Annotated in this window: 14 protein-coding genes; 9 read left to right on the top strand and 5 right to left on the bottom strand. The window is 61.3% G+C overall.

Features of this window, described 5'->3' with window-relative positions; genetic code table 11:
- The first annotated feature begins 46 nt into the window (after positions 1 to 46).
- Positions 47 to 817, top strand: a complete 771-nt coding sequence (locus AB7783_RS08835) for an SDR family NAD(P)-dependent oxidoreductase (RefSeq protein ID WP_120289404.1) — start codon at positions 47 to 49, stop codon at positions 815 to 817.
- Between the two features lie 75 nt (positions 818 to 892).
- Here the strand turns inward: AB7783_RS08835 and AB7783_RS08830 are convergent, their stop codons facing one another.
- The 4 genes from AB7783_RS08830 to tyrS all read right to left on the bottom strand — a co-directional run bounded on the left by AB7783_RS08830 (position 893) and on the right by tyrS (position 7,122).
- Positions 893 to 2,587, bottom strand: a complete 1,695-nt coding sequence (locus tag AB7783_RS08830; RefSeq protein ID WP_441277406.1) for a methyl-accepting chemotaxis protein — start codon at positions 2,585 to 2,587, stop codon at positions 893 to 895.
- A gap of 176 nt (positions 2,588 to 2,763) precedes the next feature.
- Positions 2,764 to 4,458, bottom strand: coding sequence for a methyl-accepting chemotaxis protein (locus AB7783_RS08825; protein ID WP_441277405.1), 1,695 nt, complete (start codon positions 4,456 to 4,458; stop codon positions 2,764 to 2,766).
- Between the two features lie 110 nt (positions 4,459 to 4,568).
- Positions 4,569 to 5,786 carry an MFS transporter gene (locus tag AB7783_RS08820; protein ID WP_089264673.1) on the bottom strand — a complete coding sequence of 406 codons (1,218 nt, stop codon included), beginning with the start codon at positions 5,784 to 5,786 and terminating at the stop codon, positions 4,569 to 4,571.
- Between the two features lie 85 nt (positions 5,787 to 5,871).
- Positions 5,872 to 7,122 carry a tyrosine--tRNA ligase gene (gene tyrS / locus AB7783_RS08815; RefSeq protein ID WP_441277404.1) on the bottom strand — a complete coding sequence of 417 codons (1,251 nt, stop codon included), beginning with the start codon at positions 7,120 to 7,122 and terminating at the stop codon, positions 5,872 to 5,874.
- Between the two features lie 155 nt (positions 7,123 to 7,277).
- Here tyrS and AB7783_RS08810 point away from each other — a divergent pair, with 155 nt between their 5' ends.
- The gene (locus tag AB7783_RS08810) at positions 7,278 to 8,387 is read left to right on the top strand and encodes an anhydro-N-acetylmuramic acid kinase (RefSeq protein WP_441277403.1); all 1,110 of its coding nucleotides are present in this window, start codon (positions 7,278 to 7,280) and stop codon (positions 8,385 to 8,387) included.
- Positions 8,388 to 8,704: 317 nt separating this feature from the next.
- Positions 8,705 to 10,231: a porin gene (locus AB7783_RS08805; protein ID WP_441277402.1), complete on the top strand. Its 1,527-nt coding sequence runs from the start codon at positions 8,705 to 8,707 to the stop codon at positions 10,229 to 10,231.
- A gap of 99 nt (positions 10,232 to 10,330) precedes the next feature.
- Here AB7783_RS08805 and AB7783_RS08800 read toward each other — a convergent pair whose 3' ends face one another.
- Positions 10,331 to 10,978 carry an alpha/beta hydrolase gene (locus AB7783_RS08800; protein WP_068736626.1) on the bottom strand — a complete coding sequence of 216 codons (648 nt, stop codon included), beginning with the start codon at positions 10,976 to 10,978 and terminating at the stop codon, positions 10,331 to 10,333.
- Between the two features lie 318 nt (positions 10,979 to 11,296).
- On the opposite strand from AB7783_RS08800, the gene AB7783_RS08795 reads away from it, so the two are divergent.
- From AB7783_RS08795 to AB7783_RS08770, 6 genes are all read left to right on the top strand, one after another.
- Positions 11,297 to 12,460 carry a cysteine desulfurase family protein gene (locus AB7783_RS08795; protein ID WP_441277401.1) on the top strand — a complete coding sequence of 388 codons (1,164 nt, stop codon included), beginning with the start codon at positions 11,297 to 11,299 and terminating at the stop codon, positions 12,458 to 12,460.
- 108 nt (positions 12,461 to 12,568) lie between these two features.
- Positions 12,569 to 14,050, top strand: coding sequence for a Fe-S cluster assembly protein SufB (gene sufB, locus AB7783_RS08790; protein ID WP_439063959.1), 1,482 nt, complete (start codon positions 12,569 to 12,571; stop codon positions 14,048 to 14,050).
- Between the two features lie 155 nt (positions 14,051 to 14,205).
- Positions 14,206 to 14,964: a Fe-S cluster assembly ATPase SufC gene (gene sufC / locus AB7783_RS08785; RefSeq protein WP_320444250.1), complete on the top strand. Its 759-nt coding sequence runs from the start codon at positions 14,206 to 14,208 to the stop codon at positions 14,962 to 14,964.
- An 11-nt stretch (positions 14,965 to 14,975) separates the two neighbouring features.
- Complete coding sequence (sufD, locus tag AB7783_RS08780) at positions 14,976 to 16,295, top strand: Fe-S cluster assembly protein SufD (protein ID WP_441277400.1); 1,320 nt, start codon at positions 14,976 to 14,978, stop codon at positions 16,293 to 16,295.
- Positions 16,292 to 17,539 carry a cysteine desulfurase gene (locus AB7783_RS08775; RefSeq protein WP_441277399.1) on the top strand — a complete coding sequence of 416 codons (1,248 nt, stop codon included), beginning with the start codon at positions 16,292 to 16,294 and terminating at the stop codon, positions 17,537 to 17,539. Before sufD ends, AB7783_RS08775 begins: the two co-directional genes overlap by 4 nt.
- The gene (locus AB7783_RS08770) at positions 17,536 to 17,937 is read left to right on the top strand and encodes an SUF system Fe-S cluster assembly protein (protein WP_170849663.1); all 402 of its coding nucleotides are present in this window, start codon (positions 17,536 to 17,538) and stop codon (positions 17,935 to 17,937) included. The genes AB7783_RS08775 and AB7783_RS08770 overlap by 4 nt, the downstream gene beginning before the upstream one ends.
- Positions 17,938 to 17,955: the final 18 nt, after the last annotated feature.

The following is a 17,955-nucleotide window of genomic DNA, read 5'->3' as shown; positions in this document are numbered from 1 at the left end:
TTTCATTGTCTGAACTGCAATTTTAAAACACCACAAGGACAACAGAATGCGTCTCGCCAATAAACTCGCCGCCGTCACCGCTGCTGCATCGGGCATGGGACGCGCCGGCGTCGAACTGTTCCTCAAGGAAGGCGCCAAGGTCGCCGCCATTGACGTAAATGCGGACGCGCTCGCGCAGCTCAAATCCGACATGAAGAAGCTGGGTTATGAGCTCACCACCATCCAGGCCGATCTGTCGAAAACCGAACAGATGAAGAGTTCAATCAACGACGCGGCTGCCGCGCTTGGCGGTATCGATATCCTCTGGGCTCATGCCGGCACGCCGGGTCCGGCCGGCGTCGAGAATCTCGACCTCACGGCCTATGAATTTGCGATGGCGCTCAACGTCACCTCGGCGACGCTGGCGGCCGGCGAAGTGATCAAGCACATGCGCAAGCGTGGCGGCGGCTCGGTGATCTTCACCTCGTCGGTGTCGGGCATTGTCGGCTCCATGATGAGCCCGATCTATTCGGCTGCTAAGTTCGCTGTGGTCGGCCTCACCAAGTCGCTGGCACAGGCATTCGCTTCCGATCAAGTCCGCGTCAACGTGATCTGCCCGGGTCTTGCGGATACGCCGATGAAGCTCGGTTTCACCGGCCGCTCGGGCGTCGCAGCGGAAGCTGCGGCCAACGAGGCCAAGCTTTTGGCGGCGGTGCCCATGGGCCGTCTCTGCAAGGCCGAGGATGTGGCGCATGCCGCGCTGTGGCTCGGTTCGGACGATGCCTCCTTTATCACGGGCGTTGCGCTGCCGGTGGACGGCGGCTTCACCGCGCGTTGATCGGCAGTCACTCCTAAAATAGCAAAGGGCGCAGTCATTGCTGACCGCGCCCTTCGTGCTTGAGGGATATCTGCGTCAGGCGGCGCGAACGCCGGCGAGGAAGGTTTTGACTTCGCCGGACAGTTGCTCGGCCTGTTTCGACAGGCCGGTTGCCGCACTCAGCACCATGCCCGCAGCGTTGCCGGTCTCGTGCGCTGCCGAGCTGACACCGCCGATATTGGTAGTGACGTTCTGGGTCGCCTGCGCCGTCTGCGTCACGTTGCGAGCAATTTCCGCAGTCGCCGTACCTTGCTCCTCGATAGCAGAGCCGATCGTGGTGGCGATGGCGCTGACTTCTTCGATCGTGGCGGTGATGCCCTGAATTGCGTCGACGGCTTCCTTGGTTGCGCTCTGGATCTGCGCGATGCGGGTGCTGATCTCCTTGGTGGCATCGGCAGTCTGGCCGGCCAGGCTCTTTACCTCGGTGGCGACCACAGCAAAGCCACGGCCGGCATCGCCGGCACGTGCAGCTTCGATGGTGGCGTTCAACGCGAGCAGATTGGTCTGGGCGGCGATGGTCTGGATCAGTTCGACAACATGTTCGATCTGCTGCGCGCCATCGGCCAGCGCGCGCACGATGGTGTCGGTGCGGCGTGCACTATCCACCGCGTGCGACGTGATCTTGGCGGACTGGGCCATCTGGCGGGCGATCTCGGTGATCGAGGACGACAGTTCTTCGGCGGCAGATGCGACTGTCTGAACGCGTGTGCTGGCTTCGGTCGCAGCCGAACTCACCATCGTGGCCTGCTGGTTGGTCCGGTCGGCCGTCCCCGTCATGGACTGTGCGGTGGCTTCGAGCTCGGTCGAACCCGACGCCATCAGTCCGACCAGCTGGCCGACGGATGCGTCGAAGCGATTGGCAAGGGCGATCAACGCCTCGCGCTTCTCGGCTTCGCTGAGGCTTTTCATTTTGGTCTGCTCGGCCTCGAGGGAGCGCGCCGTCAGCGATGTCTGGCGCAGCATCTCCAGCGTTTCCGCCATGCGGCCGATTTCGTCGCCGCGATCAGTCTCCTCAACCTTGGCGTCGAGCGCGCCATTGGCGATGTCATGCATGCGTGACTGCAACCGGCGCAGTGCGCCCAGAATGTCGCTGGAAATCAGCCAGGACAGCAGCGCCATAAGTGCGAGCACGCCGGCACCAATAGAGCCGAGCCGCATCAGCAGGGCGTTCATGTCGGCATCGAGGTCGTCCACATAGACGCCAATGCTAATGACGACGTTCCACGGCGCGAATTTACGGGCGAACACGACTTTCGGTCGGGGCTCATCCTGTCCAGGACGTGGATACAGATAGGTCGCGGTCGCACCTTCAGGCTTGCTGTTGGCGGCGGCGATGACGGCGGAGGCGATCAGGACGCCATTGGAATCCTTGCCGTTGGTGATGGTGCCTTCGAGCTTCGGCAGCGTGCCGTGGACCATCACGGTGGAGTCGGCGCGATAGGCGAGCACGTAGCCCTGTCCCTTGTCGAACAACATGCGCCGGCTGCGCAGGCGAAGCTGATCTTCGGCTTCGGGCAACTTCATCTTGCCCGCTTCAACTTCGTCCTGGAGCGATTGCGCGAGGCCAGTGACAAGATCGACGGCGGTGCGGAGCTGCAAAATCCGATCCTCCATCATCCGCTTCTGACTAAGCGAAGCGGCGACCGCGATGACGGCGCAGACCGCAATGGCAGAGACCGCGACCATGCTGACGAGCTTGGTGCGGATCGTGAAGTTACTGAGCAGACTCATCTGGACCTCGGCGTGAGAGTGGCCAGACAATGATACCGTCAATCTGCTTACCAATGGTAAATCACGGGTTGCAATGCATCCCTTTCAGCATGTGCCGCTTCGTCAGGTCCTGAAATGAAAAAGGCGCAGTCATTGCTGACTGCGCCTTTCATTCAATGGGATTTAGTTCGTCATGCTTAGGCAGCCCGCACGCCGGCGAGGAACGTCGTGACTTCACCAGACAATTGCTCGGCCTGCTTCGATAGGCCGGAAGCGGCGTTGAGCACCATGCCGGCAGCGTCGCCGGTCTCATGCGCGGCAGCGCTGACGCCGCCAATATTGGTAGTGACGTCCTGCGTAGCCTGCGCCGTCTGCGTCACGTTGCGGGCGATCTCCGCGGTCGCGGCACCTTGCTCCTCAATGGCGGAGCCGATCGTGGTGGCGATGGCGCTGACTTCCTCGATGGTGGCGGTGATGCCCTGGATCGCGTCGACAGCTTCCTTGGTCGCACTCTGGATCTGCGCGATGCGGGTGCTGATTTCCTTGGTGGCGTCGGCGGTCTGACCGGCAAGGCTCTTCACTTCGGTCGCCACGACGGCGAAGCCGCGGCCTGCATCACCGGCGCGGGCGGCTTCGATCGTGGCATTTAGCGCCAGCAAGTTGGTCTGGCCGGCAATCGTCGAGATCAGTTCTACGACATGCTCGATCTGCTGCGCGCCGTCAGCGAGGGCGCGAACGATGGTGTCGGTGCGGCGGGCGCTATCGACGGCGTGGGTGGTGATCTTGGCCGACTGCGCCATCTGACGCGCGATCTCGGCGATAGACGATGACAGTTCCTCGGCGGCGGCGGCGACCGTCTGCACGCGGGTGCTGGCTTGCAAGGCGGCAGTGTTGACGATGCCGGCCTGGTCATTGGTGCGGGCGGCGGTGCCGCTCATCGACTGCGCGGTGGCTTCGAGTTCGGTGGAACCGGATGCCATCAGGCCGACCAACTGGCCGACCGAGGAGTCGAAACGATCGGCGAGGGCAATCAGCGCATCGCGCTTCTCGGCTTCACTCATCTGTTTCAACTTGGCCTGCTCGGCTTCGAGGGAGCGGGCGGTCAGCGAGGTCTGGCGCAGCATTTCCAGCGTTTCGGCCATGCGGCCGATTTCGTCGCCGCGGTCGGTTTCGCCGACATTCTCATCGAGCGCGCCATTGGCAATCGCGTGCATACGTGCCTGCAGCCGGCGGAGTGCGCTCAGGATGTCGCTGGCCATCAGAAAGGACAGCAGTGCCATCACAGCGAGGACGCCGGCGCCGAGCGAGCCGAGGCGGACGAGGAGAGCATTCACGTCGGCGTCGAGGTCATCGATATAAAGGCCGGTGCTGAAGGTGATATCCCATGGGGCATAGTAACGAGCAAAGACCATTTTGGCGGTCGGCTCGGTCTGGCCGGGACGCGGATAGAGATAGTAAGTGCTGCCGCCATTGGCGGTCTGGCGTGCGGCGTCGATGATTGCTCTGGAAATCAGGATGCCATTGGAATCCTTGGCGCCCGTGTTCTTGTCTTCCAGCTTCGGGTTGCCGGCATTCACCAGGAGAACGCCATCAGGTTTGTAGGCGACGAGATAGCCCTGCTTGTTGCCGAAGGTCATGTTGCGGGCGAGCTGGCGATAGCGCATCTGGGCGTCAGCCAGGGTGATCTTTCCGGCTGTAATTTCTTCCTGCATGCTGTCGGCCATGCCAACCATCAAGTCGACCGCGGTGTGGAGCTGTTCCATCCGATCCTGCTGCATGCGCTTCTGGCTCAGCGAAGCGGCCACCGCGATGATGGCGCAAATAGACGCAGCAGAGACCAGCACCATGCTGGTGAGCTTGGTGCGAATGGTGAAACGGCTAAGCAAACTCATGTCGACCTCTGATCGGAGCACTACTGGCAAAGAGATACCAGCGAGTCGCTTACCAATCGTGAAAGCTGACAAACTCAATGAGTTCGCTGTGCGAACGTGCGCGTAGCGATTTAGCGGCGCAAGGCAGGGACGACGAGAAACGGGATCATGCCGATCACGACGCTGATCAAGGCAAAGGCGAGCAGCGAGTTGTAGCTCTGGGTCCAGTCATGCAGCAGGCCGCCGGTCCATGAACCGAGCGCGGATCCAAGTCCGCTGCCGAAGGTGATTGTCCCATAGATCGTGCCGACCCGCTTGCCGCGAAAGATCTTCATCGCCGTTGCGGTCAGTAGCGGGCCGCGCGAGCCGATCATGCTGCCGAAGCAGACGACGAAGCCAGTAAGCAGCGCATAGTTCGGATACCATTGCAGCAGCCAGAGCATGACGATGCCGAGGAGCGACAGGCTGTAGCTGAACAGAATGGACGGCCGTCGACCGATCACGCCGTCCAGCCAGCTGACACCGAGCATGCCGAATAGCAGCACCACGCCGCTGAAGCCCCAGGCGGTCGCCGCCTGCAGCGGCGGGAAACCGACATCGATCAGATAGGCGACGACCTGCGGCGAGATCGCATACATACCGATGGCCGTAAAGAAGAAGGTCCCGAACAAAGCCCAGAATGCGTGATGGCGCATGGCGCTAATCAGGGTCCAACCCTCGTCGATAAGCGTCTCGCTTGTCTGCGGCTTCTCGAGATGCGGTGAGCCCGCGCCGAACCTGCGCCATGGCAGAAACAGCAAGGGCACCAGCAGCGCCAGGACGCCAAAGCCGAAGATGCGATAGGCGCCGCGCCATTCGACGTGATCGATCAGCAACTGGGCGATAGGTAGCATCAACAACACGCCGGCGCCGGTTGCCGAATACACGACGGACATCGCGGTCGGCAACCGTTTGCCGAACCAGCGTCCGAGCAGCAGGGAGTTAGGCACATTGCCGATACAGGCGATTGCGAAACCGAGGCAGAGGCCGAGCGCGAGCTGAAATTGCCAGAGTTTCTCTGCATAGGCTGCTGCGAGCAGTGAGCCACCAAGCAGGGCGATACCGGTCAGGAACACGGTACGCGGACCGGACCGGTCGAACAGCCGTCCGACCAGCGGTCCCGCAAGGCCGACGCAGAGCGCGATGAGCGAATAGATCGAGACGACCTCGGCTCGGTCCCAGCCGAAGGATTGTGAGATCGGGAGCAGAAAGACAGTGAAGCTTTCCTGCAGGCCGCGTCCCAGCACGGACAGTGTGAAACAGACACCGAGAACAGTCAGCCCGGTGCGTTGGGACGTCTTCAAATCCATCTGGCTTCTTCTTCACGGCGTTTGCGACAGCTGCGCCATGGAGCGCGTTTCGCAGTGCATGAACAAGTGCGCTGGACGAATGTGGCTATGCAGGCTTGAGCAGGATGTGCCGCTTCTTCCCGAGCGAGAGCTTGATGACGCCTTCCGTCAGCAGCGCGGGGGTCAGCATCATCTTCTCGTCGGTCACCGCAACATCGTTGACGCGCAAGCCGCCGCCCTTGATTTGCCGCCGCGCTTCGCCATTCGACGTGACGAAACCGGCATTGACGAAGGCAGCGAGGACGCCGACGCCTGCATCCAGTTCGGCGCGCGGAATATTGACGGTCGGCAAGCTGTCGGCGAGCGCGCCTTCCTCGAAGGTCTTGCGTGCGGTTTCCGCCGCCGCATTTGCTGCATCGCGGCCGTGTACGACCGCAGTCGCTTCGGTTGCGAGAATCTTCTTGGCCTCGTTGATCTCCGAACCGCCCAAGGATGCGAGCCTGGCGATCTCGTCCAGCGGCAGGCGTGTGAAGACTTTGAGGAAGCGGCCGACATCGGCGTCCTCGGTGTTGCGGAAGTATTGCCAGAAGTCATAGGGGCTGAAGAGGTCGCCGTTGAGCCAGACCGCGCCCGAGGCCGACTTGCCCATCTTCTCGCCAGATGACTTGGTGAGCAGCGGCGTTGTCAGCGCGTAGAGCTGCGGGCCGCCCATGCGGTGGCTGAGATCGACGCCATTGATGATGTTGCCCCACTGATCGGAGCCACCCATCTGCAGCAGCGTGCCGTAGCGGCGATTGAGCTCGACGAAGTCGTAGCCCTGCATGATCATGTAGTTGAATTCGAGGAAGGACAGCGACTGGTCGCGATCAAGGCGCAGCTTCACGCTGTCGAAGGACAACATACGATTGACCGAGAAGTGGCGGCCGACGTCGCGCAGGAATTCGACATAGTTCAGCTTCAGCAGCCAGTCCGCATTGTTGACCATCAGTGCGTCGGTCGGGCCGTCGCCATAGGTCAGCATCTTGCCGAAGATTTTCTTGATGCCTTCGATGTTCTCCGCGATCTTCTCGACCGTCAGCAATTGTCGCTGGTCGTCCCGGAACGACGGGTCGCCGACCATGGAGGTGCCGCCACCCATCAGCGTGATCGGGCGATGGCCGGTCTGCTGAAACCAGTACAACATGGTCACCGAGATCAGATTGCCGATATGCAGGCTGGTCGCCGTAGCGTCATAACCCACATAAGCCGTGACCGGTCCCTTGCAGCAGGCGGCGTCCAGCGCCTCGGCATCGGAGACCTGATGGATCAGGCCGCGGCTCTGCAGGACGTTGAGAAAATCGGACTTGTAGGTGGTCATCGGTTTACGGCTCGGTTGGATAATTTTACGCTGTCTCAATGGATTGGCGGCAAGGTGGGGGCGTGCTGGCTGCCCCAAAGTGCCTGTGGCATTATAAGATTGGACGCTTCGACACAAGTTTTGACCGGAAATGAGGGCTTTGCCGTGTGCCTGATATGCTGACCGCGATCGGACTAATGAGCGGAACCTCGCTGGACGGGGTCGATGTCGCCCTGATCGAGACTGATGGCGAACGGGTCGGGTCGTTTGGCCCGTCGGGGTATCGGCCATATAGCGAGGCTGAGCGTGCCGTGTTGCGCCAGGCGCTGGCTGAGGCCGTGCAACTGAGCCGGCGCGATATCAGACCGGGCAGTCTGGCCGAGGCGGAGCGGGTGGTTACATCGGTCCATGCTGAGGCGGTCGAGGCGTTTCTGACTGATCATGGCATCGCACGAGGCAGCATCGACATCATCGGCTTTCACGGCCAGACCGTGCTGCATCGTCCCGCCGATCGACTCACCGTGCAGATTGGCGATGGGGCGAGTCTTGCCGGGATGCTCGGCCTGCCGGTGATCCACGACCTGCGCGCGGCTGACGTGGCTGCGGGCGGGCAGGGAGCGCCGCTGGTGCCGGTCTATCACCGTGCCTTGGCGCAGGGACTGCATCGCGACGGGCCCATGGCCGTGGTCAATATCGGCGGGGTGTCCAATGTGACTTACATTGATGGCGATATCGCGTTGATTGCCTGCGACACCGGTCCGGGCAATGCGCTGCTCGATGATTTCGTGTTGCGCGCAACGGGGCAGCCGTTCGATGCGGATGGCGCACTGGCGGCGCAGGGCCGCGTCGATGATGCGTGGATCGCGCGGGGATTGCAGAATCCGTTCTTTGCGGCAGCACCGCCGAAGTCGCTTGATCGTAATCACTTCGCTGCATTGCAACTGAGCGATACGACTCCGGCTGATGGTGCAGCGACACTGACGGCGTTCACCGCGGCGACCATCGCCAGCATTGCGCCGCTGTTACCGAAGCCGCCGCGCAGCTGGATCATCACCGGCGGCGGCGCACGCAATCCGACGATGCTGCGCATGCTGCGGGAGCGATTGCCGGCCGCTAGCGTCGAGAGTGCGAATGACCTGGGCTGGTCGGCCGATGCGATGGAAGCGCAGGCCTTCGCGTTCCTGGCCGCGCGTTCGCTTGCGGGCTTGCCGTTGAGCTATCCGGCAACGACTGGTGTGCCGGAGCCGATGACGGGCGGTGTGAGAGCGGACTACCTCGCGAGCTAGTGCGAAGTTCGTCATAGCTAAGGCGATTCGACTCACTCAACGAATCAGGTTGATCGCGAATAACGGCGTCGATGCCTGTGGTAGTCGGCAAGCTGCCGCGGACACGGATGCGTGATGGCATCATTAAATCTCGTGATAAGTTCGGTACGGAAATGCCGCGGCTTGCCGATAATGTTGCCGAAAGCACACAGCCGGAAAATGATGCTGCGACAATCGACCGCGCGCATTGTTTCGCAACATGATCTTCCACAACTCTGCCTCATGAATGGCACGCCCGGGGCAATCGCGCGTGCCGATACGATCGGTACGGAGGCGATATGACCACCACGATGAAGCAAATGATACTTGGTTCCGCTGCAGCGTTGCTGGCAGCGAGCACTGCCCAGGCGGCGGACCTTCCGGTGAAGGCCAAGGCTGTCGAATACGTGAAGATCTGCTCGATCTATGGTGCTGGCTTCTACTACATCCCGGGCACCGACACCTGCATCAAGATCGGCGGCGCGATCCGCCTCGATACGACTTTTAACGGTGGCCCCTACGACGCGCCGTTCTGGCAGGGCGGCGCCGGCGGCAACAATCTCTGGACCAAGGATAACTTCCTCACACGCGAACGTATCAACATCACGACCGATACGCGCACGGCGTCCGAATACGGCGTGGTGCGTACCTATGCAAACATGCAGCTCGACTTCACGCAGAACCGCGACAGCATCGCAGGCGGCTTCACGGAAGTGGATTTCGCATTCATCCAGTTCGCCGGATTCACCTTCGGTAAGGCTGTGTCGAACTTCGATCCGCAATGGGCGCTGACCAAACCCTGGATCTCATCGGGCTTCCTTGCGGGTTCGAGCAATACGACCGGCATCCCCCAAATCGCTTACACAGCTGAATTTGGCAACGGTTTCTCGGGCACCATCGCGCTCGAGAATGCGTCGCCCTATCGCAATGCTGGCCTCTACAATACCGCGACCTTCATCGTCGCGCCGGGCGCGGGGTCGTTCACCGGTGCCTTCTACGGCACCAATTCGAACACGTTCTTCGGCAACGCCACGGGCGGCAACCATATTCCTGATGTCGTCGGCAACCTTCGGCTCGATCAGAAGTGGGGCTCGCTGCATTTCGCTGCGGCCATGCACACATCCACGGCCGGCTTCTACGGGGCTAACGAATCCTTCGGACATCCTGACGATGTCTACGGCTTTGCCGTCAGCGGCGCGGTGGAATTCAAGGTCTTGCCGACCGGTGCAAACGACAGCCTGAAGATCGAAGCGTCTTATGCCAAGGGCGCTGCGCGTTACGCCTTCACCGGCGGCTCGCTCGAAACGTCCGGCGGCGGTCGTTTTGCCAAATTCGATGGCAACACGGTTGGCTTCGGCTACGTGCTCGACGGTGTGTATTCGCCGGGAAGCTCGATCCAGCAGAGCGATGCCTGGGAAGTCAGTGCCTTCTATGAGCACTACTGGAACACGGCATGGCGCACCTCGGTGTTCGGCAACTACAGCCATATCTCCTATGGCGATGCCGGCAACGCGATGCTCGCCGCGGCATTCAGCCCGGCCGGCGGTCGCCTGGGAACGAGCAGTTCGTCCAACCCGGGCTCTACGGCTGGCAGCATTACCGGCACGACCAATAATTTTGATTTCGGAATTGCCCAGGTCGGTACACGTACTGCATGGACCCCCGTCAAGAACCTGACCCTGTCGGCTGAATTCACCTATAGCCGCCTCGATCAGAATCTCGACGGCACCTATACCGGCACGGCAACTGGCAAGCCCAATCAGGCCTACCAGATCAAGGATCAGAATCTTTACAACGGCTCGGTCCAGATCCTGCGCTCGTTCTGATCCCGATCAGGACCTAAAACTGAAAAGCCCTCGGCCGATCCGGCCGAGGGCTTTTTGTTAGGTTGACATGAAGCGGCCGGCGTGAGGCCGATCGACGCCTCAGCGCACGTTGGCGAGGCGCATGTCGAGATAGCCGGTGACCGATTCCATCAGCGGCTCGAGCTTGTTATCGAAGAAGTGATTGGCACCCGGAATGATGTGCTGATCGATCACGATGCCCTTTTGGGTCTTCAGCTTCTCGACCAGCGTGTTGACGTCCTTCGGCGGCACGACCGCATCCTTCTCGCCGTGCACGATCAGGCCCGACGACGGGCAGGGTGCGAGGAACGAGAAATCATAGAGATTGGCCGGCGGCGCGATCGAGATGAAGCCTTCGACCTCGGGGCGGCGCATCAGGAGTTGCATGCCGATCCAGGCGCCAAACGAGAAACCGGCAACCCAGCAGGCGCGCGCTTCGGGATTGATCGTCTGTGCCCAGTCGAGCGCGGCTGCCGCGTCCGACAATTCGCCGGTGCCGTGGTCGAACGAGCCCTGGCTGCGACCGACACCGCGGAAGTTGAAGCGCAGCACCGAGAAGCCGCGATGCACGAAGGCGTAATAGCACTGGTAGACAATCTGGTGGTTCATCGTGCCCGCGAATTGCGGATGCGGATGCAGCACCATGGCGATCGGCGCGTTCTTCTGCTTGGCCGGATGATAGCGGCCTTCAATACGGCCTGCGGGACCGGTAAAAATAACTTCGGGCATAGTGATCCTTAGGTCCCGTTCTTGGCGTGATCAGCCGGTTTCGCGCAGGGCTCGGCGAGAATGGCTCGGAGGGGACCCTGCGAGGAAAGGGCGATCGGGCACCGCCAGGTTGATGGTGGGCGGCACCGGGTGAAGTTGAGGCCGCGTTCTACCATGAGCGCAGGGGCGAAAAGCAAGCATATTGAACGTGTCGGCGGCCGTGACATGCGTTGCCGCGGGCGCATTTGGTGAGCAATTGGGCTAAGAGAGACGGCGCGCGACACCGGACGACGTCCGATGCCGCCAGCAAGGCTCCAAGTCCTTCAAGGTAAAGCAGAATTGGCCAAAGACCGGGTCTATCTCGACTGGAATGCGACGACACCGCTGCGCCCTGAGGCGCGGGCGGCGATGGTGGCCGCGTGGGATTTGGCTGGTAACCCGTCATCGGTCCATACCGAGGGTCGTCAGGCCCGCCGGATCGTTGAGGACGCCCGTGTGGCGGTCGCAGGTGCCTTGGGCGCAGATTCGCGAAACGTCATATTCACCTCAGGTGGAACCGAAGCCAATGTGCTGGCGCTAACGCCCGGGCTGGTGCGCAATCCAGGCGCGGCCGTGCGGCGGCTGATCGTCTCCGCGGTGGAGCACGCCTCGGTGCTCGCGGGCGGGCGCTTCGCCGCGGAAGACCTCCAGGTGCTGGGCGTGGACCGCGATGGCGTCGTGAAACCGGATGAGTTGAGGGCGCTCCTGGCGGATGGGAAGCCGGCGCTGGTTTCCGTGATGTTGGCCAATAATGAAACCGGCGCCCTTCAACCGATTCCTGAGCTTGCGGCCATCGTGCATGACGCCGGCGGCTTGCTGCATGTCGATGCGGTGCAAGCGTTCGGAAAGATACCAATAGATATCAAATTATTGCAGGCTGATCTTCTATCAATTTCTGCGCACAAGATCGGCGGCCCAAAGGGTATTGGTGCGCTGGTCTTGGCCAATGGCGTCGCCGGGCTCAATGCGCTGCTCAGCGGCGGCGGGCAGGAACTGGGGCGTCGGGCGGGAACCGAGAATGTGCCCGGAATCGCCGGCTTCGGCGCCGCCGTGACGGCCGCTATCGCGTCGCTTGACATGAAACGGGTCGAAAAACTGCGTCAGCGGCTTGAGGCGGGCTTGCGGCAATCCAGCAATGGACTTGTGTTCGCCCAAGATGTGCCGCGTCTGCCCAATACGGTCCTGTTCGGCGCCCCCGGATTGCGCGCCGAGACCGCCGTAATTGGATTTGATCTCGAAGGTATCGCGGTATCGTCGGGATCGGCCTGTTCTTCTGGTAAGGTACAGCCGTCTCACGTGCTCGAAGCCATGGGTTTCGGGCCGGAGCTGACCCGGGGTGCTGTGCGTCTCAGTCTGGGCTGGTCGACCACCGAAGCGGACATCGATCGGTGCCTGGAGGCTTGGCGAAAGCTCTCGGGTACACTACTTAAACATAGCGACGAAACACAGCTTGAACGGTTCTAAGAGGGGTGATTTCCCCGCGGGAACATCGTAAAGAACCCCGACAAGCTTTGAGTTTCACGTTTCTGGATTGATCCACCGCGGTCCTTGAAACCGCGAGCGGAGGATAAAATGGCTGCCGTACAAGAGACCGTTGATCGGGTTCGCCAGATCGACGTCGATCAATATCGTTATGGATTCGAGACCATCATCGAATCCGAGAAGGCCCCGAAGGGCCTTTCCGAAGACACCGTTCGTTACATCTCCGCCAAGAAGAACGAGCCGGCATGGATGCTGGAATGGCGTCTTGAGGCGTATCGCCGCTGGCTGACCATGGAAGAGCCGAAGTGGGCGCGGGTCGAGTATCCGAAGATCGACTTCCAGGATCTCTATTACTATTCAGCGCCGAAGCCGAAGAAGACCATTGGCTCGATCGACGAGATCGATCCTGAAATTCTCGAAACCTACAAGAAGCTCGGCATTCCTCTCCGCGAGATCGAGGCGCTGGAAGGCGTCGTGCGTCCGGAAGGTGAGCGCAGGATCGCCGTCGATGCCGTGTTCGATTCGGTGTCGGTCGCAACCACGTTCCAGAAGGAACTGAAGCAGGCCGGCGTGATCTTCATGCCGATCTCGGAAGCCATCCGCGAGCATCCCGATCTGGTGAAGCAGTATCTCGGCACGGTCGTGCCGACCTCGGATAACTTCTATGCCACGCTGAACTCCGCGGTGTTTTCCGACGGCTCGTTCGTCTATGTGCCGCCGGGCGTGCGTTGCCCGATGGAGCTGTCGACCTATTTCCGCATCAATGAGCGCAACACCGGCCAGTTCGAACGAACGCTGATCATTGCCGACAAGGGCGCCTATGTCAGCTATCTCGAAGGCTGCACGGCGCCGCAGCGCGACGAGAACCAGCTCCATGCGGCTGTCGTCGAGCTCGTCACCCATGACGATGCCGAGATCAAGTATTCGACGGTCCAGAACTGGTACCCCGGCAATTCCGAAGGCAAGGGCGGCATCTACAATTTCGTCACCAAGCGTGGTGATTGCCGCGGCGACCGCTCGAAGATTTCCTGGACCCAGGTCGAGACCGGCTCTGCCATCACCTGGAAATATCCGAGCTGCATCCTGCGCGGCGACAATTCGCGCGGCGAGTTCTATTCGATCGCGATTTCGAACGGCTATCAGCAGGTCGATAGCGGCACCAAGATGATCCATCTCGGCAAGAACACGACGAGCCGGATCATCTCGAAGGGTATCGCTGCCGGCAAGTCGCAGAACACCTATCGCGGCCTCGTCACTGCGCATCGCAAGGCGACGAACGCACGCAACTTCACGGCCTGTGACTCGCTCCTGATCGGCGATCAGTGCGGCGCGCATACCGTGCCGTATATCGAGGCGAAGAATTCTTCGACATTGTTCGAGCACGAAGCAACGACGTCGAAGATCTCCGAAGACGTGCTGTTCTATTGCGTCCAGCGTGGCCTGTCACAGGAAGAAGCCGTCGGCCTCGTGGTCAATGGTTTTGTGAAGGACGTGTTGCAGCAGCTGCCGATGGAATTCGCCGTGGAAGCGCAGAAGTTGATTTCGATCTCGCTTGAGGGGTCGGTGGGCTAAGTCCCGCCATCGCGGATGCCCGTACAGCGGTGCTTCCAGGATGTCGGCAAGATTGAAAACCATCCTTAGAGGCTCGCCGCGAATGGCGAGCATTCCAGGCTGAACCCAAGTGCGTTCAGGCGAGGGTGACGATGATGATCAAAGGATAGAGACTTATGACCGCATTGCTTGAAGTGAAAGACCTGCAGGTTCGTGTCGAGGATCGCGAGATTCTCCATGGGCTGACCATGACCGTGAATGGCGGCGAAGTGCATGCCATCATGGGACCGAATGGTTCGGGCAAATCCACGCTCAGCCATGTCATCGCCGGCAAGCCCGGTTATGAGGTGACCGGCGGCGAGATCCTGTTCAAGGGCGAAGACCTGCTGGAAATGGAGCCCGACGAGCGCGCCGCCAAGGGCGTGTTCCTGGCGTTCCAGTATCCCGTGGAAATTCCCGGCGTGACGACGATGAACTTCCTGCGCACTGCGGTGAACGCGCAGCGCAAGGCGCGCGGCGAATCCGAATATCTGGTGCCGGACTTCCTCAGGAAGGTCCGCGAAGTTGCTGCCTCGCTGAACATCCCGATGGATATGCTGAAGCGCGGCGTCAATGTCGGCTTCTCCGGCGGTGAGAAGAAGCGCAACGAAGTGCTGCAGATGGCGCTGTTCCAGCCGAGCCTGTGCATCCTTGACGAAATGGACTCCGGTCTCGACATCGATGCGTTGCGCGTGGCTGCCGACGGCGTCAATGCACTGCGCAGCCCGGATCGCGCCATGGTCGTCATCACCCATTATCAGCGCCTGCTGAACTACATCGTGCCGGATCGTGTGCATGTGATGTCGAAGGGCCGCGTCGTAAAGAGTGGCGGCAAGGAACTGGCGCTGGAACTCGAAGAGTCCGGTTATGCGCAGTATGAAGACGCGGCGGCCTGAGTGAGACAATCATGAATGTAGCTCTCGCAAAGACAACAACGGGCGCGGTGCTGGACGGCACATTCGCCGCCGCGCGCGGTCGGTTGCCGGGCGTCGGCACGGTGGCGGAAACGCGCCAGCAGGCGTTCGATGATTTCGCGCGTACCGGTCTGCCGACCCGGCGCATCGAAGAATGGAAATATACCGACTTGCGCAACCTGCTGCGCGACGTGGCACCGCTCGCGCCCGCGCCGGATCAGGCCGCGCTGGCACAGGCCGCCAGACTGGTCGAAACGCTCGGTACGGGTGATACGCAGAAGCTGGTCATCGTTGACGGTGTCTTCGCGGCAGGTCTCTCCGATCTGACATCGGGCGGCGGCGTGACCGTGCATGCGCTCAGCGCGATGCTCGACGATGCCACCAGTGCGACGCGGGCCGACTTGCTGCGCTCGCGTATTGTCGATCCGATGATCGCGCTGAATGCCGCCTTTGCGACCGATGGCATGCTGATCGATATCGCTGACGATGCTGCCCCGGCTAGGCCGCTGCATATCGTGCATGTCGCGACACGCCCGAGCGTGGCCGCATTCACGCGGTCGCTGGTGCGTATCGGCAATCGCGCGCGTGTGACGCTGGTCGAAAGCTTCGTCGCGGCAGAATCCGCGAAGGCGTATCAGGCCCATGATGCTGTCGTGATCTGGATCGGCGACGATTCCGATCTGCAGCATGTGCGCGTGATGGAAGATGCCGGCGATGCAGCGAATATCGCAACGGCCATTGTCACGGTTGGTGCGCGCACCAAGTTCAACACCTTCAGCCTGACCACTGGCGGTGGCGTCAGCCGCTATCAGAGCTTCATCACGCTGGCTGGTGTGGATTCGGAGCTGTCGACCAACAGCGTTCATCTGCTGCGCGACAAGCAGCATGGCGACTGTACCTTCGTGATCGAGCATGCGGCGCCGAATTGCCTCAGCCGCGAGCTGTTCCGCGCCGTGCTCGACGATCGCGCGCATTCGGTGTTCCAGGGTCGCATCAACGTCCATCAGATCGCGCAGAAGACCGACGGCAAGATGATGTCACGGGCGCTGCTGCTGTCCGACGAGGCCGAAATCGACAACAAGCCCGAGCTCGAGATCTTCGCTGACGACGTGCAGTGCGGCCACGGCGCGACCATTGGCGCGCTGGATGACAGCTTGCTGTTCTATCTGCGGGCTCGCGGCCTGCCGGAGAAGGCGGCGCAGGCGCTGCTGATCCAGGCATTCGTGGGTGAAGCGCTGGAGTCGATCGTGAATGACGATCTGCGCGACGTCGCGATATCGGCCGCAGAGCGTTGGCTGGAGTCGCGCGCATGACATTGCATCCCGCGGTCTCGAACGGGTCATATGACGTCGCTCGCGTCCGCGAGGATTTTCCGGCGCTCGAGATGAAGGTCTATGGCAAGCCGCTGGTCTATCTCGACAACGCGGCATCGGCGCAGAAGCCCTATGCTGTGCTCGACCGCATGACCGAGGCCTACAAGTCCGAATATGCCAATGTGCATCGCGGACTGCATTACCTCGCCAATGCGGCGACCGAGGCCTATGAGGGCGCGCGCATCAAGGTGCAGCACTTCCTCAATGCCAAGCGCCCCGAGGAAATCATCTTCACCCGCAATGCCACCGATGCGCTCAATGCTGTCGCGGCATCGTGGGGCGGCGACAACATCAAGCCAGGCGATGAGATCGTGCTCTCGATCATGGAGCACCATTCCAACATTGTGCCGTGGCACTTCCTGCGCGAGCGCCAGGGCGCCGTCATCAAGTGGGCACCAGTCGATGACGAAGGCAACTTCCTGATCGATGAGTTCGAGAAGCTGCTGACCGATCGTACCAAGATCGTCGCCATCACCCAGATGTCCAATGCGCTGGGTACGCTGGTTCCGGTCAAGGACGTGGTGAAGCTCGCGCATGCGCGCGGCATTCCGGTCGTGGTCGATGGCAGCCAGGCTGCCGTGCACATGCCGATCGACGTGCAGGATATCGACGCCGATTTTTACATCTTCACCGGCCACAAGCTGTACGGACCGACCGGCATCGGCGTGCTGTATGGCAAATATGACCGCCTGGTCGCGATGCGGCCCTATGCCGGTGGCGGCGAGATGATCCGCGAAGTGGCGAAGGAGTGGGTCACCTATGGTGATCCGCCGCACAAGTTTGAGGCTGGTACGCCCGCCATCGTCGAGGCCATCGGCCTCGGCGCTGCCATCGATTACGTCAATTCGATCGGCAAGGAGCGGATTGCCGCCCATGAGCACGACCTCCTGGCCTATGCACAGGACCGGCTGCGCGAGATCAATTCGCTGCGTATTATCGGAACTGCCAAGAACAAGGGCCCGGTGATTTCGTTCGAACTGAAGGGCGCGCACGCCCATGACGTGGCGACCGTGATCGACCGACAGGGCGTCGCTGTCCGCGCGGGGACCCACTGCGTGATGCCGCTTCTGGAGCGATTCAATGTGACGGCCACGTGCCGTGCATCATTCGGAATGTATAATACCCGCGAGGAGGTCGACCACCTCGCACAGGCGCTGATCAAGGCACGGGAGTTGTTTGCATGAGTGACATTGCAGAAGCCAAAACGCCGGACGCCACCCCCGAGGCTGAGAAGCCCGCTCACATGCAGACCACCTCGGCGCTCGATCCCGCCGAAACCGAACGCCTGGGCACCGAGATCGTCGCTGCACTGAAGACCGTGTTCGACCCGGAAATCCCCGCGGATATCTACGAGCTCGGCCTGATTTACAAGGTGGACATCAAGGACGATCGCTCCGTCCAGGTCGAGATGACGCTTACGACGCCGAATTGTCCGGCGGCCGAAGAGCTTCCGACCATGGTGGAGAACGCCGTGGCCAGCGTGCCCGGCGTCGGTCTGGTCAAGGTCGAGATCGTCTGGGAGCCGACCTGGACGCCGGACCGGATGACCGACGAGGCCCGTCTCGTTCTGAATATGTGGTGAGTTGCGTCCGGTTTGCTG

It is taken from the genome of Tardiphaga sp. 172_B4_N1_3 (assembly GCF_052076035.1).
In the GTDB taxonomy this organism is placed as follows: Bacteria; Pseudomonadota; Alphaproteobacteria; order Rhizobiales; family Xanthobacteraceae; genus Tardiphaga; species Tardiphaga robiniae.
Note: the sequence above shows the minus strand (reverse complement) of the source record. Positions and strands in the feature narration are given on the sequence as shown.

What these genes read in the sequence shown, in the direction of transcription:
- AB7783_RS08805 (WP_441277402.1), top strand. Translation starts at nt 8,705, where the DNA reads ATGACCACCACGATGAAGCAAATGATACTTGGTTCCGCTGCAGCGTTG.
- tyrS (WP_441277404.1), bottom strand. Translation starts at nt 7,122, where the DNA reads ATGACCACCTACAAGTCCGATTTTCTCAACGTCCTGCAGAGCCGCGGC.
- AB7783_RS08800 (WP_068736626.1), bottom strand. Translation starts at nt 10,978, where the DNA reads ATGCCCGAAGTTATTTTTACCGGTCCCGCAGGCCGTATTGAAGGCCGC.
- AB7783_RS08820 (WP_089264673.1), bottom strand. Translation starts at nt 5,786, where the DNA reads ATGGATTTGAAGACGTCCCAACGCACCGGGCTGACTGTTCTCGGTGTC.
- AB7783_RS08810 (WP_441277403.1), top strand. Translation starts at nt 7,278, where the DNA reads ATGCTGACCGCGATCGGACTAATGAGCGGAACCTCGCTGGACGGGGTC.
- AB7783_RS08830 (WP_441277406.1), bottom strand. Translation starts at nt 2,587, where the DNA reads ATGAGTCTGCTCAGTAACTTCACGATCCGCACCAAGCTCGTCAGCATG.
- AB7783_RS08825 (WP_441277405.1), bottom strand. Translation starts at nt 4,458, where the DNA reads ATGAGTTTGCTTAGCCGTTTCACCATTCGCACCAAGCTCACCAGCATG.
- sufB (WP_439063959.1), top strand. Translation starts at nt 12,569, where the DNA reads ATGGCTGCCGTACAAGAGACCGTTGATCGGGTTCGCCAGATCGACGTC.
- AB7783_RS08775 (WP_441277399.1), top strand. Translation starts at nt 16,292, where the DNA reads ATGACATTGCATCCCGCGGTCTCGAACGGGTCATATGACGTCGCTCGC.
- sufD (WP_441277400.1), top strand. Translation starts at nt 14,976, where the DNA reads ATGAATGTAGCTCTCGCAAAGACAACAACGGGCGCGGTGCTGGACGGC.
- AB7783_RS08770 (WP_170849663.1), top strand. Translation starts at nt 17,536, where the DNA reads ATGAGTGACATTGCAGAAGCCAAAACGCCGGACGCCACCCCCGAGGCT.
- AB7783_RS08835 (WP_120289404.1), top strand. Translation starts at nt 47, where the DNA reads ATGCGTCTCGCCAATAAACTCGCCGCCGTCACCGCTGCTGCATCGGGC.
- sufC (WP_320444250.1), top strand. Translation starts at nt 14,206, where the DNA reads ATGACCGCATTGCTTGAAGTGAAAGACCTGCAGGTTCGTGTCGAGGAT.